The 16,362-nt window shown below is 28.1% G+C and carries 18 protein-coding genes; 17 read left to right on the forward strand and 1 reads right to left on the reverse strand.

From position 1 onward, the window contains the following. Positions 1 to 60: 60 nt before the first annotated feature. The 17 genes from RH99_RS09875 (at position 61) to pyrR (ending at position 14,399) form a co-directional block, all read left to right on the forward strand. Positions 61 to 1,509: a UDP-N-acetylmuramoyl-L-alanyl-D-glutamate--2,6-diaminopimelate ligase gene (locus tag RH99_RS09875; protein WP_010237241.1), complete on the forward strand. Its 1,449-nt coding sequence runs from the start codon at positions 61 to 63 to the stop codon at positions 1,507 to 1,509. Then, a complete protein-coding gene (locus tag RH99_RS09880; protein ID WP_010237243.1) occupies positions 1,510 to 2,898 on the forward strand; it encodes a UDP-N-acetylmuramoyl-tripeptide--D-alanyl-D-alanine ligase in 1,389 nt (462 codons plus the stop codon). It begins immediately after the preceding gene. 85 nt (positions 2,899 to 2,983) lie between these two features. Further along, positions 2,984 to 3,940 carry a phospho-N-acetylmuramoyl-pentapeptide-transferase gene (gene mraY / locus RH99_RS09885; protein WP_010237245.1) on the forward strand — a complete coding sequence of 319 codons (957 nt, stop codon included), beginning with the start codon at positions 2,984 to 2,986 and terminating at the stop codon, positions 3,938 to 3,940. Between the two features lie 169 nt (positions 3,941 to 4,109). Beyond that, positions 4,110 to 5,222: a stage V sporulation protein E gene (gene spoVE / locus RH99_RS09890; protein WP_010237247.1), complete on the forward strand. Its 1,113-nt coding sequence runs from the start codon at positions 4,110 to 4,112 to the stop codon at positions 5,220 to 5,222. Positions 5,223 to 5,341: 119 nt separating this feature from the next. Beyond that, positions 5,342 to 6,100 (forward strand): cell division protein FtsQ/DivIB, encoded by a 759-nt coding sequence (locus RH99_RS09895; protein WP_010237250.1) that lies wholly within the window; start codon positions 5,342 to 5,344, stop codon positions 6,098 to 6,100. Positions 6,101 to 6,111: 11 nt separating this feature from the next. Further along, the gene (locus RH99_RS09900) at positions 6,112 to 6,855 is read left to right on the forward strand and encodes a DUF881 domain-containing protein (RefSeq protein ID WP_010237252.1); all 744 of its coding nucleotides are present in this window, start codon (positions 6,112 to 6,114) and stop codon (positions 6,853 to 6,855) included. A 13-nt stretch (positions 6,856 to 6,868) separates the two neighbouring features. Continuing rightward, positions 6,869 to 7,207, forward strand: a complete 339-nt coding sequence (locus RH99_RS09905) for a small basic family protein (protein ID WP_010237254.1) — start codon at positions 6,869 to 6,871, stop codon at positions 7,205 to 7,207. Positions 7,208 to 7,220: 13 nt separating this feature from the next. Continuing rightward, positions 7,221 to 7,946 carry a DUF881 domain-containing protein gene (locus RH99_RS09910; protein ID WP_010237257.1) on the forward strand — a complete coding sequence of 242 codons (726 nt, stop codon included), beginning with the start codon at positions 7,221 to 7,223 and terminating at the stop codon, positions 7,944 to 7,946. A gap of 149 nt (positions 7,947 to 8,095) precedes the next feature. Next, positions 8,096 to 8,761 (forward strand): YggS family pyridoxal phosphate-dependent enzyme, encoded by a 666-nt coding sequence (locus RH99_RS09915; protein ID WP_010237259.1) that lies wholly within the window; start codon positions 8,096 to 8,098, stop codon positions 8,759 to 8,761. Positions 8,762 to 8,842: 81 nt separating this feature from the next. Beyond that, a complete protein-coding gene (locus tag RH99_RS09920; RefSeq protein ID WP_010237261.1) occupies positions 8,843 to 9,292 on the forward strand; it encodes a cell division protein SepF in 450 nt (149 codons plus the stop codon). A gap of 20 nt (positions 9,293 to 9,312) precedes the next feature. Then, complete coding sequence (locus RH99_RS09925) at positions 9,313 to 10,083, forward strand: YlmH family RNA-binding protein (RefSeq protein ID WP_010237263.1); 771 nt, start codon at positions 9,313 to 9,315, stop codon at positions 10,081 to 10,083. A gap of 13 nt (positions 10,084 to 10,096) precedes the next feature. Beyond that, positions 10,097 to 10,708, forward strand: a complete 612-nt coding sequence (locus tag RH99_RS09930) for a DivIVA domain-containing protein (RefSeq protein WP_010237266.1) — start codon at positions 10,097 to 10,099, stop codon at positions 10,706 to 10,708. A gap of 57 nt (positions 10,709 to 10,765) precedes the next feature. After that, entirely contained in the window at positions 10,766 to 11,455 is a 690-nt protein-coding gene (locus RH99_RS09935; RefSeq protein ID WP_010237269.1) for a 5'-methylthioadenosine/adenosylhomocysteine nucleosidase, read from the forward strand. A 110-nt stretch (positions 11,456 to 11,565) separates the two neighbouring features. Next, positions 11,566 to 12,177, forward strand: a complete 612-nt coding sequence (locus RH99_RS09940) for a TraR/DksA C4-type zinc finger protein (RefSeq protein WP_010237272.1) — start codon at positions 11,566 to 11,568, stop codon at positions 12,175 to 12,177. Positions 12,178 to 12,322: 145 nt separating this feature from the next. Then, a complete protein-coding gene (lspA, locus tag RH99_RS09945) occupies positions 12,323 to 12,781 on the forward strand; it encodes a signal peptidase II (RefSeq protein ID WP_010237274.1) in 459 nt (152 codons plus the stop codon). Beyond that, positions 12,768 to 13,685: an RluA family pseudouridine synthase gene (locus tag RH99_RS09950; RefSeq protein WP_010237276.1), complete on the forward strand. Its 918-nt coding sequence runs from the start codon at positions 12,768 to 12,770 to the stop codon at positions 13,683 to 13,685. The genes lspA and RH99_RS09950 overlap by 14 nt, the downstream gene beginning before the upstream one ends. A 177-nt stretch (positions 13,686 to 13,862) precedes the next feature. After that, positions 13,863 to 14,399, forward strand: coding sequence for a bifunctional pyr operon transcriptional regulator/uracil phosphoribosyltransferase PyrR (gene pyrR, locus RH99_RS09955; RefSeq protein WP_010237278.1), 537 nt, complete (start codon positions 13,863 to 13,865; stop codon positions 14,397 to 14,399). Positions 14,400 to 14,511: 112 nt separating this feature from the next. On the opposite strand, the gene RH99_RS09960 is transcribed toward pyrR, so the two are convergent. After that, a complete protein-coding gene (locus tag RH99_RS09960) occupies positions 14,512 to 16,242 on the reverse strand; it encodes an Rqc2 family fibronectin-binding protein (RefSeq protein WP_010237280.1) in 1,731 nt (576 codons plus the stop codon). Positions 16,243 to 16,362: the final 120 nt, after the last annotated feature.

Below are 16,362 nucleotides of genomic sequence, written 5' to 3' on the forward strand. Positions count from 1 at the left end.
TTAAAAGTCAGCACAATACTTTTGCAAAGGTATTGTGCTTATTTAAAGAGGAGTGATATTGTGGAATTAAAAGATGTACTAGAGGGAATTAAATATAAGCTTATAAAGGGAAATCTGAAATTAGATATTAATAAGATAGAATATGATTCTAGAAATGTAGCTAATAATGATTTATTCGTTTGCATAGAGGGCTTTAGTACAGATGGTCATAAGTATATTGAGAGTTCAGTTAAAAGTGGAGCATCAACTATAATTTGTACCAAAATACCTGAAGACTTACCAAATTGTACTGTAATTCAAGTAGAAAATAGCAGAAGAGCATTAGCACTGGCAGCAGCTAATTTTTATGGGCATCCACATAAAAAGTTAAAGATGATTGGAATAACTGGTACTAATGGGAAAACTACATCTACATATATGATAAAGGCCATACTTGAGAAATCTGGTTATAAAGTTGGTCTTGTAGGTACTATTGCAAATTATATTGGAGATAAAAAGATAGTATCACATAGAACAACACCGGAATCACTAGAGCTTCATCAATTATTTAAAGACATGGTGGATAGTGGAGTTGACTATTGTGTAATGGAGGTATCTTCACATTCTCTATATTTAGATAGAGTTTATGGAATAAAATTCAATGAAGGCATATTCACAAATTTAACCAGGGATCATTTGGACTTTCACAAAACTTTTGAAAATTACTATAATGCAAAGCTTATTTTATTCAAAAATAGTCAAAACTCTATAATAAATATGGATGATAGTTATGGAGATAAAGTTTACAAGGATTTATCTTGTAATAAAATAACTTATGGTTTTGAAAATAAAGAAGATGTAGAGGCAAAACATATAAAGATGCATTCTAGGGGTATAGATTTTCAGATTAGTTACTTAAATGAAAGTGCTGATATAAGCTTAAATATACCAGGTAGATATAATATATCAAATGCTTTAGGAAGTGCAGCAGTATGTATTTTAGAGGGATTAACATTAAAGCAGATAAAGGATGGATTAGAATCACTAAAAGCTGTACCGGGAAGATGTGAGGCTATTGAAACAAATTTAAACTTGGGGTTTGAGATAATTATAGATTATGCACATACTCCAGATGCACTTATGAATATACTTAAGACGACAAGAGAATTTACAAAAGGAAGACTTATTAGTGTATTTGGATGTGGTGGAGATAGGGATAAAGTTAAAAGACCTATTATGGGAGATATAGGATCAAAAATGAGTGATATTGCCATAATAACCTCTGACAATCCAAGGACTGAGGAACCAATGACTATTATAAATGAAATAGTTAAGGGAATACATAAGGATAATTATATAACTATAGAAAACAGAAGAGAAGCAATTAAAAAGGCAATTTCTATAGCAAAAAAAGATGATGTAATAGTAGTGGCAGGAAAAGGTCATGAAGACTATCAAGTTTTAAGGGAAGGCACAATTCACTTTGATGAAAGAGAAGTTATTGCTGAAATTATAAAGGAGCTGTTTTAATTGGAATATATGTCACTTAGTTCTATTGTAAAGGCGATAGAAGGTAAATTAATAGTAAAAGGTTCTAAGGAGAATTTTAATAGTATAAGTATAGATACTAGAAAAATAGAACAGGGAAGCATTTTTATTGCAATTAAGGGAGAAAATTTTAATGCTAATAATTTTACTGTAGAAGCTAGTCGTAAGGGAGCAGCCCTTTGTATTGTGGATGAAATCAAATTTAAAGATAAGGAACTTAGTAAGGATACATCTATTGTAATTGTAGAAAATACTAAAAAAGCATTATTAAAGTTAGCTGAATTCTATAGAAGTACTCTTAATATAAAAATAGTGGGGATTACGGGATCTACTGGAAAGACTTCTACTAAGGACATGACTTATGCTATTTTATCAGAAAAATATAAAGTGTTTAAGACACAAGGGAATTTTAACAACGAAATAGGTTTGCCATTGATGATATTTAATTTAGATAACACTTATGATATTGCAGTACTTGAAATGGGAATGAGTAATTTCTTTGAAATTCACAATATGGCTAAATCTGCAAAACCTGACATTGCAATTATAACCAATATAGGAATATCACATATTGAAAATCTAAAGACCAGAGAAAATATACTTAAAGCTAAATTAGAAATAACTGATTATTTTAAAGATAGTTCTACACTGATTCTAAACGTAGATAATGATATGCTTTCTACTGTGAGTAAAGAAGATAAAAACTATAAACTTATAAGGACAGGTATAGAGTCAAATTCTGATATTAGAGCTAAAAATCTGATACTTAAAGAAACCAAAATTATATTTGATATATTTAAAGACCATAAACCTGTTTTTAAGGATTTTAAGATAAATTTACCAGGAAAACATAATATATCAAATGCGCTTTTAGCTATTAGTTGTGGTGAGTTATTTGGCTTGACCTACCATGAAATGAACAGTGGTATAGATAAACTTAACATGACATCTATGAGATTAGATATAGTAAAGGGAAAAAAATATACTATAATTGATGATTGCTATAATGCTAGTCCAGATTCCATGATAGCCGCAATTGATGTTTTGAATAATATTAAGGGGAATAGAAAGATTGCGGTATTTGGAACTATGAAAGAATTAGGTGATAAGGCCTATGATTATCATAAAGAAATAGGGGCATATGCAAAGAATAATTCAGTAGATTTTTTAATTGTATTAGGTGAATTTAAAGATGCTTTTCAAGAGGGTTTTAAAGATAGTGAAAAAATTAAAAGTTTTGATAATACAGAGGAAGTTAATAAATTTTTAGAAAAGTATACAGAAAAAGATGATGTAATACTGGTAAAAGCCTCCAGAGCAATGAAATTTGAAAATATAGTTAAAAGTTTAAAAGATTTAAACAATATGTAATCTTAAGGTAAATAACAAATTACTATAAACTAAGTAGGATGATTAGTTATTTATTTAAAGATGACTTAGAGAAGGAGATGCAATCATGAGTGCAATAATATATTCGGTATTAGTAGCATTTTTAATTTCTTTGCTACAAGGGCCCATTTTAATACCTATACTTCATAAATTAAAATTTGGACAAAATATAAGGGAAGAAGGTCCTAAAAGCCATAGGAAAAAAGCAGGAACACCAACTATGGGAGGTATAATATTTATAATTACCACTGCTATAACTATGTTTATAATGAAGGATAATATAATATCAAATAACACTGCAATATTTGCATTTATATGTTCTTTAGTATTTGGAATTATAGGATTCTTAGATGATTTTTTGAAAATAGTACATAAGAGAAATGAAGGACTTACAGCAAAGCAAAAATCCTTACTTCAGCTTATAGCTTCCTGCATAATTGCATACTATGCTTATGTTAAGGTGGGAACTGATATTTATGTACCTTTTTTTAGGACTACACTTCAGTTAAATCCTATAGTATATATGATTTTTATAGTATTCTTTTTAGTTGCTATAACTAATGCTGTAAATTTAACTGATGGACTTGATGGCCTTGCAACCTCAGTTACATTATTGGTAATGACCTTTTTTGCTATAGTGGCTTTTGCATGGCATTATTATGAATTATCCATATTTTGTGGAATAATGGCAGGAGCTTTACTTGGATTTTTAAAATATAATACTTTTCCAGCGCAGATTTTCATGGGGGATACAGGTTCACTAGCTCTTGGTGGAGCTGTTGCAGGAATAGCCATTATACTAAAACTACCAATATTGGTTATAATAGTAGGTGGTATATATGTTTTAGAAACTGTTTCAGTAATTCTTCAAGTTGCTTCATTTAAGCTTACAGGTAAAAGAATATTTAGAATGGCCCCCATTCATCATCATTTTGAGCAACTTGGATGGCATGAAACTAAAGTTGTTGCAGTATTCTCAATAGTTACTGTTATATTATGTTTAATAGCACTTTTATCACTTTAAAATAACTAGTCAATATGTTATTCATTTGATATCATACTTATTTATAGTAAATGTGATTGTATTATCAACATATGTTAAATTAATACTTGTGTGATAAAAAATATGAAATGCAGCTTTGACTTGCTATATATTTTGTATATGTCTTAAGTAATTTTTTTGGAGGTATGTTATGAATAAACCCAAACTTTTTCAAAAGGTGGAGGTTGACTTTGTTCTACTGGCAACAGTTTTATTAATTTTGGCAATTGGTGTTATAATGGTATATAGTGCAAGTTCCTATAGTGCACTTAATAATCCAACCATTCATGATGACATGTTCTTTCTAAAAAAGCAGGGAGTTTTTGCTATTGTAGGTATTATTATAATGCTGTTTGTTGAAAAGATTGATTATCATAGGATAAAAAGAGTAACAAATATAATAATGATTATAACCATTATTCTTTTGATAATAGTTCTTTTTTGTCCTGCTGTAAATGGAGCTAAAAGATGGATACCATTAGGACCTCTTGGAAATCTTCAACCCTCTGAAGTTGCAAAGTATGCTGTGGTGATATTGCTTGCAAAAGGTATAGAAAAAACAGGAGAGAATATTAAAAAGTTTTTTCCCACGGTAGTTGTATATTTATTAGTTGCGTGTTTTTTTGCAGGCTTTGTATACATAGAAAAAAATTTGAGTATAGCAACTGTAATCATGGTAGTTAGCTTAATAATAATATATGTAGGCGGTGCAAAAGGGTGGCAACTTGGCTCTATAGTTTTTTCACTTATACCCTTAGGATTTGTGTTTATTAAAGCGGAGCCCTATAGATGGGCAAGACTTATGTCTTTTAGAGATCCCTGGAAAGATGCAAAAAATGTGGGATATCAGCTTGTTCAATCACTCTTGGCCTTGGGATCTGGCGGAGTAATGGGATTAGGCCTTGGACAATCAAGACAAAAAGCCTATTATATACCAGAACCGCATAATGACTTTATATTTGCAATTATAGGTGAAGAATTAGGATTTGTTGGCTGTGTGTTTATAATATTATTATTTTTGATTTTGATACAAAGAGGTATTAAAATTGCAATTCATGCTAAAGATATATATGGTACTTTACTAGCTGTAGGAATTACATCGGTACTAGCAGTTCAAGCTGTAATAAATATAGCTGTTGTTACAGGAGCTATACCAGTTACAGGTGTGCCACTTCCATTTATCAGCTATGGAGGATCTTCCTTAGTAGTTAATTTAGTAGCTGTTGGAATTTTGTTAAATATATCATCACAAACTAATAAATAGTAATTATAGCATTGCTTTTAAGCAATGCTATAATTATATAAATTTAAATAGCTTTTATATTTAAATAGGTTGCATTATATGTTATCATAATTATAATATAAAAATTAACAGGTGAGTATATGGAAAAAAGTAAAAATGAACTTATTGAGAAAAGAAGAAATAAAAGAAGAATAAAAAGAGTATTATTTATTATGGTACTGCTAATTGCTGTGCTTATTACGCTATGTTTAAAATTATCTTATTTTAATATACAGTATGTTAATGTATTGAATAATAAGACTGTAGCATCAAATGAAATAATTAAAGAAAGCGGTCTACACAAAAATACAAATATATTTTATGTAAATATTAAAAATATTAAAAATAATATTTTAAATAATCCCTATATACTAAGTGTTAGTGTAGATAGAAAGTTTCCTAATACAGTAAATATAGATGTAAAGGAAAGAAAAGCTGTTTTTTATGCAGAAAAAGGAAATAAATTCGCAGTTATTGATAAAGATGGGATAGTTTTAGAGACTCGAGACAATATTGATAATATGAATCTTATAAAGCTTATTGGAATTAATACATCGAAAATTTCAATAGGTAAAGTAGTACCATTTAATGATAATAAAAAACTTAAAACTATAAGTGTTATTACTGATATTATATTTAATAATGAAGTGTGTAAGAATATTAAGGTATTAGATATAACTGATGATACGCAATTAGAGGCTTATTATAATGATATGCATATTAAATTAGGTAATGGTAATAATTTGCAGCAAAAATTAAATAGAGCTATAAATATAATAACTGATAAAAATTTGTCGGCTTCAAAAGGATATGTTGATGTAAGCTTTAATGGAAATCCAGTATTTCATGTTGAAAAGTAGGAGGATAGAATATGCGTAAAGTAAGATCTCAAATAGTTGTTGCTTTAGTTTGCTGTATACTGGGCTTTATGCTTGCCTACCAGTTTAGAATAATAAGTCTTCAAGAGTCTAATATAAGTCTTCAAGGAGATAGTTCTCAAATAACGGGACAAGTAGAACAACTAAAAAACGAAAAAGATGATTTAAATAAAAAGATTAATGAACTTCAAACTAAATTAAAGCAATATCAAGATGCTGCAGTTACTAAGAGTGGGGCTGATAAGCAAATGCTAAAGGAGTTAGATAATTTAAATGCATTAACGGGAAATGTTGATGTCTCAGGGCCGGGAATTATTATAACGATAACACCTAGAAACAATAACATATTCTCTTCAGATATTGATAGTATGAGAAATGTTATTACAGATGCAGCTTTAATAAATATAGTAAATGATCTGAGGTTTGCTGGAGCAGAAGCCATTTCTATAAATGAGATAAGGGTAACATCATATACAGGTATAAAGACATCAGGTGGTGTTTCAAATATATTTATAGGATCTAGTGATGTGATTTCACCTTATAAAGAAATTATAATAAAGGCTATAGGAGATAAGGATAAACTTAATTCTGGAATGGTTTTTCCAGGAGTATTAGATAATAGTAATATACCATCTTCAAGTTACACAGTTGCATCACCAAAGAAAAGTGATAATATAAAAATTTTAAAATCAAATAAAGTTTTAAATTTTCAATATGCAAAACCTGTAAGCAAATAATAGGAGTGATTATATGATAGCGTTTTTTGGTTTATTAATAGGAATTGTTATAGGCGTTTTATGGAATGTACCTATTCCAGATAAGTTTTCTCCATATATGTCTGTTGCTATATTTGCCTGTTTGGATTCAGTATTTGGGGCTTTAAGAGCAGGGCTCTTAAAGCAATTTAGACCAGATGTATTTGTTTCTGGATTCTTTGGAAATGCACTTCTTTCAGTTGCATTAGTTTATTTAGGAGATAAACTTGGAGTTCCTATTTATCTTGCGGCAGTTATAGTTTTTGGAAGTAGAATATTCAATAATTTTGCATTAATAAGAAGAACATTATTAGATAGAGGTAGAACTCATTAATGAGGTGCAGAATATGAAAAATAATGAAGCAACGGTGTTTGTGTTTATAGCTTGTATAATAATAGGAATTTTAATAACTTCAAATTTTAATTTTTCTAGAACTACTACAAGAGTTTTTCTCAATGCTAAACAATATCAAGATCAGTATAATTATAAAAATAATCTATTGAATCAAATTAATGAATTAAGAGATAAGCAGTTTGATTTGCAAAATAAAATAAGTAAATTTAGCAATAATAACAGTAATGAATCCTTAGAACAAGAATTAAATCAGGAGCTAAATAGTGCTAAAATTAGTTCTGGACAAATGGATATAACTGGTGCTGGAATTGAGATATTTATGAATGATGGCACTGATGAATTTCAAGGACGTGTTATAACTTCTAATGAGGATTTATTAAAATTAATACATAATACTGATATAAGTTATGTGGTTAATGACCTACAGTTAGCAGGTGCAGAAGCTATTTCTGTAAATGGACAGAGAATAGCAAGTACTACAGAAGTTTATTGTGAAGGGCCATTTATAAGAATTAATGGAGTAACTGTAGCATCCCCTTTTTATATAAATGCCATTGGAAATAAGGATAAATTAAAAGATTATATGATGGCAAGTACAAATTATTTGCAAAGTTTGATAGATAGAGGTATTAATGTAAATTTAGATCAAAGTAATGATGTAAAAATTAATGGGTATAATGGGGAACTTACCAATAAATATTTAAAAATAAAGAATTGATAAAAGTTATATTATAAAGAATATACAGTAATAACATTAAAAAATTTAGTTAATATGAAGGATTTTTTTATTTTATGAAGAATATTATATTTATAGCAATTAAAATTAGTTAATATAATTTATAAATATCATAAGGAGACGGTGTAAATTTGTCTATAGTAGAGAATATTTGTAAGATAAAAACACAACTACCTAAAAATGCCACTTTGATAGCTGTATCAAAAACTAGAAAAGTGGAAGAGATTAGAGAAGCATATAATGAAGGTATGAGAGACTTTGGAGAAAATAAAGTTCAAGAACTTGTAGAAAAAGTAGACTGCTTTGATTCTTCTGTGAGATGGCATCTTATAGGGCATCTTCAGACTAATAAAGTGAAATATATTGTTGGTAAAGTTCATTTAATTCATTCATTAGATAGCATAAAGCTATTAAAGGAAATTGAAAAACGCTATGGAGCCAGTAATCTAGTAGCTAAGGTATTAGTTCAAATAAATATAGGAAAAGAAGAATCAAAAACTGGAATATTTAAAGAGCAATTAAATGATATTTTGGAAGCTTGTGAAAATTGTAATAATGTAAAAGTTAAAGGTCTTATGGCAGTAATTCCCAAGGGATCAGAAGAAGAGTGTAAAAAGTATTTTAGAGAAATGAAAGATATATGGGAAAAAACAAAGAGAAAAGAGTATAAAAATATTTCTATGGATTATTTGTCTATGGGAATGACTCATGATTATAAAATTGCTCTAAATGAAGGCTCAAATATGGTGAGAATTGGCGAAGGTATATTTGGTGAAAGAGATTACAATAAGGCATAGATAAGAAATGATAAGTTAATATAGACTTAGAATACATGATTATTATTTCTTTACTTTGTCTAAAAATAGGAGGAAAATAAAATGGCTAAAATGTTTAATAAGGTGATGGGGATTTTAGGACTGGATGATGGAAGTATTGAAGACTTGGAAGAAGATGTAAATGCAAAACAAGAAGAGGAAGAGGAATTAAATGAACCAATATTAACAAATAAGAAAAGTAATAAAGTTGTAAATATCCATACAGCTTCTTCTGTAAGAGTTGTTATTTCAAGACCTAAAGACTATGATGAAGCTACTGCTATATGTGATGATTTAAAAAGTAGAAGGATTGTAGTTGTAAATGTTAGTGATTTAGAGCCTAAAACAGCTCAAAGATTACTTGACTTTATGGGTGGAGCCAGCTATGTACTTAATGGTGAATTACAAGAAGTAGAGAAAAATGTGTACATATTATCACCTTCAAATGTAGAAGTTTCTAATGAATTAACAACTGAACTTTCAGGAAAAAGCATGTTCACTTGGAATAAATAAAGATATACAAAGAGGTTAAATTGAATAAAAAAGAATTTTTAAATAGTGTTTGCAGCCAGGATAAATTAGCTTTATCAAATATATTTGATAAAATTAATCTTGCAGCTAAAATAGAAAAACCAGTATATACAAATGAATTTTATACTCCTGACATATGTAATGATATTTCTAAATTATCAGATTTATTGGGGTTACAAATTAGCATTTACGGTATTTTTGAAAATAGTGAAAGAAATATGCTGCTTTTTTCTAAAGAGAAAGTGAGTAACTTTCCAATAAATCTTATAAAGATAGAAAATAAATCAAAGTTTACTGATTTAGGTCATAGAGATTATATGGGTGCTATAATGTCATTAGGTATTAATAGAAACAAATTTGGAGATTTAATTGTAGAAAATAATTGTTGTTTTGTTGCTGTTTGTGAAGATATATCAAGTTACATAATAGATAATTTAACTTCTATTGGGAAATGCTCTTGCAGTATTTCTCAGTTAGAATTGACAGAGGACAATATACCAAGTGTAAACTTTCAAGAGTTTACTATTATTGTTTCATCACTTAGATTGGATTGTTTGATAGGTTCAGTGTGCAATATATCAAGAAGTAAGGCTGTTGATTTAATAAAGAAAGGCAGTGTACTTTTAAATTATAGCATAGCAAAAGAAAAAGATTCTTATGTCCCTTTTGGGACCACCATAACTATAAGAGGACATGGTAAATATAAAATAGCCAGTGATATTGGTGTTACTGGTAAGAATAGAATGAAAATCCGTATGAAAAAATTTGTTTGATGGAGTGATAAATATGAGATTAACTTCAATGGATATAAATAATAAAGAATTTAAAAAAGTATTAAGAGGCTATGATCAAGATGAAGTAGATGAATTCTTAGATAAAATAGCAGACAATTATGAAGAGATTTATAAAGAAAATTCTGGCTTAAAGGAAAGAATAGCTATTCTTAATGAAAAAATAGATCATTATTTGAAAATTGAGGAAACTATTCAAAACACACTTCTTTTAGCTCAAAATGCAGCTGAACAAGCTAAACAATCTGCAAAAAAAGAAGCAGAATTAGTTGTAAAAAATTCAAATGACACTGCTCAGAGAATAATTGACAAAGCAAATAGTGAAGTTCTTAGAATAAGTGATGATTATGAGACTATTAAACAAGAATTTATAAAGTTTAGAGCAAAATATAGAAATTTTATGAATACTCAATTAGATATGTTTAATGATTTAGAAATGGATTTTGAAAAAAATTACAATGTGATTAATACAAAACAACTCAAAGAGAAAGATATAGATGAATCTGAGGATAAGAGTTTATCAGTGGAACTAAAAGCTTTAGATGACAAAGAAGAGAGTTTTAATGATGACTTAAGTGAAATAAAGAGTTTTTTTGTAAAAGAATAGAAATATAATCTCACCTATAAAGTGGGATTTTTTATTGTATAATTTAGGAGGATTATTATGATTATTGGAATAATTGGAGCAATGGATGAAGAATTAGAATTACTATTAAAGGAAATAAAACTTGAAAAAAAAGAAAATAAAGCATCAATGGAATTTAATTGTGGTGAATTATATGGAAAAACTGTAGTAATAGTAAGATGTGGTATTGGTAAAGTTAATGCTGCGGTATGTACTCAAGTATTAATAGATGATTTTAATGTAGACAGTGTAATAAATGTAGGAATAGCTGGAGGAATAGGAAAGAATATTTTCCCAGGCGATATAGTTATTGCCGAAAATTTAGTTCAACATGATATGGATACATCAGCTTTTGGCGATAAAATAGGCCAAATACCTAGACTTAATACTTATGATTTTAAATGCGATAATGAATTAGTAGAATTAGCAAAAAAAGCTTGTGCTAGCTTTGAGAAAAACTTTTTTACAGGTAGAATTGTTACAGGAGATCAATTTGTAGCAGATATAGAAAAAATAAAATGGTTAAGCGAAGATTTTGGTGCTGTAGCTTGTGAAATGGAAGGTGGAAGTATAGCTCAAGTTTGCTATTTAAATGAAATTCCTTTTGTGGTTATAAGATCTATATCAGATAATGCAAACAATGGTGCACATATGGATTATGAGAAATTTACTCCTATTGCAGTGAAAAATTCTACTAATATATTAGAAAATATGATAAAAATAATGTAATAAAATATTTTTCATTTGGCAGAATAACTTGTATGAGAACTTAAAATATTATAAAATTTATATATTTATTTTTATTTTAATGTGCCCAAATACTGGAGGGAGTGGTTATTGTGCAAATGGAGAAACTTCAACATTTTAAACATAAGCTCATTAATGAAAAGAAAAAGGTAAATGATCTATTAGAATTAATGGTAAAAAATGAAACTATTAATTCTAATAGTGAAATTTCTTCTGAATTATCTTATTATGATAATCATCCATCAGATATAGCTACTGAAGTTTATGATATAGAAAAGGGAATGGCTTTTAGCGAAAATGAAAAATCTATAATTAAGAGAATTGATAGTGCATTGACTAGAGTAAAGGATGGAAGCTATGGTAAATGCAAGTGCTGTGGTAAGGATATGGATGAAAAAAGGTTGGAATTTATACCCTATGCTGAAAATTGCGTTAAATGTGAAAGTGAAATTAATAAATTAAAGCCAAGAGAAATACATGATAGACCTGTAGAGGAAGAGGTTATAGGCCATCCTTTTGGAAAAGGTTATAAGCATCATGTATATAGTTCAGAATTTGATTTAGAAGACAGTTATAGAAGTGTAGAAGTATTTAATAAGATGGAAAATATAGTAGAATTTTATGATAATGAAGATGAACAAGGATATGTAGAACCTATAGAAAAAATAAGTAATGATCAATATAGAAGTCAATTGCCATATTGATAGTATATTAGGTGTCTTCAAATAAATAATTAGTCAGTATACTAGTTTATTTATTTTTACATGAATCATGGCGGGATTTATTCCCGCCTAATTTAAGCATATATTATATATGCCTTATTAAAATAAAGGATAAGGTGGGGCGGTAATGGAAATAATTGTAATTATATTAGTAAATATAATTGATAGGTTAAGTAAAATTTGGGCATCAACAACTTTAAAAGATTATGACGATATAGTTGTTATTAAAAATATATTTAGTTTATCCTATTTAGAAAATAGAGGAGCAGCTTGGGGAATATTTCAGAATAAGACTATTTTTTTATTGATTATAACTATAATTGTAATGATAGGAATAATATATTTTCTATATAGATACAAACCTAAGAGCAGAATTATGAGGATTGGTTTAAGTCTTATAGTTGCTGGAGCTCTTGGTAATATGTATGATAGAATTACACATAAATATGTAGTTGATTTTATATATTTTCATTATAAGGATGTTTATAGTTTCCCAACTTTTAATATAGCAGATATGTCTGTAGTTATAGGAACTATACTTCTTGCGTGGTGCCTAATAAAGGATGATAATAATGGAACATTTTAAGTTTAAGGTAGAAGAATTAGAAAAAAATATGAGAATAGATGTATTTATAAGTACAAAGTTTAAGGATAAGTCAAGAAGTTACATAAAGGGAATAATAGATGAATTGGGAGTTACAGTAAATGGTAGAGATAAAAAGAGTAATTATAAATTAAAAATTGATGATGAAATTTCATTTGCTATACCTGAAAATAGGGAATTAGATGTAGAAGCAGAAAAAATAGATATCGATATACTTTATGAAGATAGTGATGTTATAGTAGTGGATAAGCAGCAAGGTATGGTAGTGCACCCTGCTCCGGGTAATTATACAGGGACTTTAGTAAATGCTTTGTTATATCACTGTAAGGATCTATCTGGAATTAACGGGATAAATAGACCTGGAATTGTACATAGGATAGATAAAGATACATCAGGTGTATTAGTAGTAGCAAAAAATGATAAATCTCATAAATTTTTAGCAGAGCAATTAAAAGAACATAGCATGAATAGAATATACTTAGCTTTAGTTGAAGGGATAATTAAAGTGGATGAAGGAACTATAGATGCTCCTCTTGGTAGACATCCAGTGGAAAGAATTAAAATTAGTATAGTTAAAAATGGTAGAGAGGCAGTTACTCATTATAAAGTTATAGAAAGATTTAAAAATAATACTCTAGTTGAATGTAAGCTAGAAACGGGAAGAACTCATCAAATAAGAGTACATATGGCCCATATAGGGCATCCTCTTGTAGGTGATCCTCTCTATGGATACAAGAAACAAAGATTTAATTTAAAGGGACAAATGCTTCATGCAAAAAAATTAGGGTTTATTCATCCAACTAGTAAAGTATATATGGAGTTTGAAAGTAGTATACCCGATTATTTTAATAGAATTATAGATATTTTAAGAAATGAATTGAAATAAAAAATATTGTATGATATGATGTTTTTGTTACAAATATATCAATAACCTTTAAATGTATCCGAGAGGTCATAAGGCTATTATTAGTATTTTATATATTTAATAATTCTAACCTTAACCCTTTTTGTGGTTAGGGTTTTTATAGTTAAGGTTCATTGATAATAGTAGGGAGATGATTATATGAAACTTAAAGCAGTATTATTAGATGAAAAAGCTATTAATAGAACATTAACTAGAATTTCTCATGAAATTATTGAAAAAAACAAAGGTACTGAAAACATGTTGCTTATAGGAATTAAGAGAAGAGGTGTTCCACTAGCGGAAAGGATTGCTAAAATTATAGAGGGCATAGAAGGCAATGCTATACCTGTATCCAGTGTAGATATTACTTTGTATAGAGATGATCTTAATTCTGATGATAATAAAACCATAATTAATACAGAGGAACTGAAATTAGACATAAAAAACAAAAAAGTTATATTGGTTGATGATGTGCTACATACAGGTAGAACTGCTAGAGCCGCTATAGATGCTATTATAGATTGTGGAAGGCCCAAAATGATTCAATTAGCAGCACTAATAGACAGAGGACATAGAGAATTGCCAATAAGAGCTGATTATGTAGGGAAGAATGTACCTACTTCAAATAGCGAGGTTATAGCTGTTAAAGTTTTTGAATTGGATGAAAAGGATTCAGTAAGTATATATGAAATATAATTGAAAAACAAACAAACAAACAATATTATGATTCTAGAAATGAGAAATTTCATATTTAATAGTATAAAGTCCTAGATGAATTATCAACATCATCTAGGACTTTTTTGTAAGATTATTTATTTGGTACAAGTTTTTTTGGCATTATATTAATAGTTTTATTTGTTAGATATATGACCATACCGGGTTTAGCACCGGAAGGTTTTTTTACATTTTTTACTTCAGTATAATCTACAGCCACATTATTTGAATGCTTGGCTTTGCTATAATAGGCTGCAAGACCAGCTGCTTCTTCCAAAGTTTTATCAGGCACGGGACCAAGCTTTTTAACAATCACATGAGAACCAGGTATATTTTTGGTGTGCATCCAAATATCTCTTTTATCTGCAAATTTCAGTGTGAGATAATCATTTTGAAAATTGTTTTTTCCTACATAAATATCTATGCCATCACTTGATGTAAAGTGATAGGGTTTTGATGTTTTTGAAGACTTTTTCTTATTTTTATTATTGAATTTTATATAGCCAGTTTCAATAAGCTCTTTCTTTATTTCTTCAATTTCATTATAATCTTCACAGTTTTTAATGTTAGTAAATACAGACTGAAGGTATTCCATTTCTTTAGAGTTCGCTTCTAATTGTATTTTTGCCATTTTTTCTGTGGTTTTAAGTTTATTATATTTTTTAAAATATTTTTGAATATTTTCAGAAGGTGTTTTGTTTTCATTTAATGTTATAGTTATATTTTCAAGATTTTCACTATAATAGTTTTGCAAGGTTACATTTTTTTCACCTTTTTTTATGGAATATATGTTGGATGTAAGTAGTTCACCATATAATCTATATTTATCTTTAGTTTCACATTCCAATAGCTTTTGACTTAATATTTGATCTTTTTTTAAACATCTATCTAAATTAGTGTTAACTATTCTTTGAAGATCTACGCTATGATTATTTAATCTATCAGCTCTATCTTTTTCAAAATAAAAATTCTCTAATAATTCTGAAGAAGAATTATATTCTATTTTATCCATAGTACTCAAATTAGTTAGATCAATACAGGAGAAATCTTTTATAATGCCATTTTCAGAATAAGCATTATAGGAGAATTTATAATTTTTTATATCGTTAAATAAATTCGCAATATATTCATAAATATCATTAGAATTAATATTATCCATTTTTATGTTTTTACTCAATCTAAAGAAAACTTCTTTTGAAAGTGGTTTACTTACACCTGTAAATATTTTAGAAAACATCTTTTCATCAATATCTATGGCATTACTAGTCAAATAATTTGTAAAGTCAGACTTATTGAAATCAAAGGGGTTAAGTCTTTCACTTTTAGGAGGATATACATATTTAATTCCTGGATAAAGGGATCTGAATCTATTTATTTCAGGTGTAATATGTTTTATACTATCCATAATGATATTATCTCTTTGTCTTATTAAGGTTATATTACTATGTCTACCCATTATTTCTACTACTAGAGAATAGATACTGTTGAATCCTAAATCATCAACACTTTCAAAGTCAAAGATTATTATTCTGTCTGTTGAAACTTGTCTTATATCCACTATTCTTCCATTTAATAGGTATTTTCTAAGTACCATACAAAACATGGGCGGTGTAAGCGGATTTGTTTTATTGTTTTTAGTAATATGTATTTTAGGGTAACTGGAACTTGCACTTATTAAAAGTCTGTAATTTTTATTGTCAACTCCTCTTATTAGAAAGTTTAATTCATCCTTTTCTGGCTGATTTATTTTGCTAATTCTGCTGCCAATGAATTTATCTTTAAGTTCACATAAAATACTATATATATATATTCCATCTAATGCCATTAAAATCATTCCTTTCGTTATTAGGCATAGTAAATAAATTTATTAATTTTAAATAAATTATTGCTAAAATAGTATACAGTAAGTATAAAATTTATTATTATTATCTATGGAAATAAAATT

Source organism: Clostridium arbusti SL206 (assembly GCF_000246895.1).
Classification (GTDB): Bacteria; Bacillota; Clostridia; order Clostridiales; family Clostridiaceae; genus Clostridium_I; species Clostridium_I arbusti.

What these genes read in the sequence shown, in the direction of transcription:
- RH99_RS09895 (WP_010237250.1), top strand. Translation starts at nt 5,342, where the DNA reads ATGGAAAAAAGTAAAAATGAACTTATTGAGAAAAGAAGAAATAAAAGA.
- RH99_RS09920 (WP_010237261.1), top strand. Translation starts at nt 8,843, where the DNA reads ATGGCTAAAATGTTTAATAAGGTGATGGGGATTTTAGGACTGGATGAT.
- mraY (WP_010237245.1), top strand. Translation starts at nt 2,984, where the DNA reads ATGAGTGCAATAATATATTCGGTATTAGTAGCATTTTTAATTTCTTTG.
- RH99_RS09900 (WP_010237252.1), top strand. Translation starts at nt 6,112, where the DNA reads ATGCGTAAAGTAAGATCTCAAATAGTTGTTGCTTTAGTTTGCTGTATA.
- RH99_RS09950 (WP_010237276.1), top strand. Translation starts at nt 12,768, where the DNA reads ATGGAACATTTTAAGTTTAAGGTAGAAGAATTAGAAAAAAATATGAGA.
- RH99_RS09930 (WP_010237266.1), top strand. Translation starts at nt 10,097, where the DNA reads ATGAGATTAACTTCAATGGATATAAATAATAAAGAATTTAAAAAAGTA.
- RH99_RS09960 (WP_010237280.1), bottom strand. Translation starts at nt 16,242, where the DNA reads ATGGCATTAGATGGAATATATATATATAGTATTTTATGTGAACTTAAA.
- spoVE (WP_010237247.1), top strand. Translation starts at nt 4,110, where the DNA reads ATGAATAAACCCAAACTTTTTCAAAAGGTGGAGGTTGACTTTGTTCTA.
- lspA (WP_010237274.1), top strand. Translation starts at nt 12,323, where the DNA reads ATGGAAATAATTGTAATTATATTAGTAAATATAATTGATAGGTTAAGT.
- RH99_RS09935 (WP_010237269.1), top strand. Translation starts at nt 10,766, where the DNA reads ATGATTATTGGAATAATTGGAGCAATGGATGAAGAATTAGAATTACTA.
- RH99_RS09910 (WP_010237257.1), top strand. Translation starts at nt 7,221, where the DNA reads ATGAAAAATAATGAAGCAACGGTGTTTGTGTTTATAGCTTGTATAATA.
- pyrR (WP_010237278.1), top strand. Translation starts at nt 13,863, where the DNA reads ATGAAACTTAAAGCAGTATTATTAGATGAAAAAGCTATTAATAGAACA.
- RH99_RS09905 (WP_010237254.1), top strand. Translation starts at nt 6,869, where the DNA reads ATGATAGCGTTTTTTGGTTTATTAATAGGAATTGTTATAGGCGTTTTA.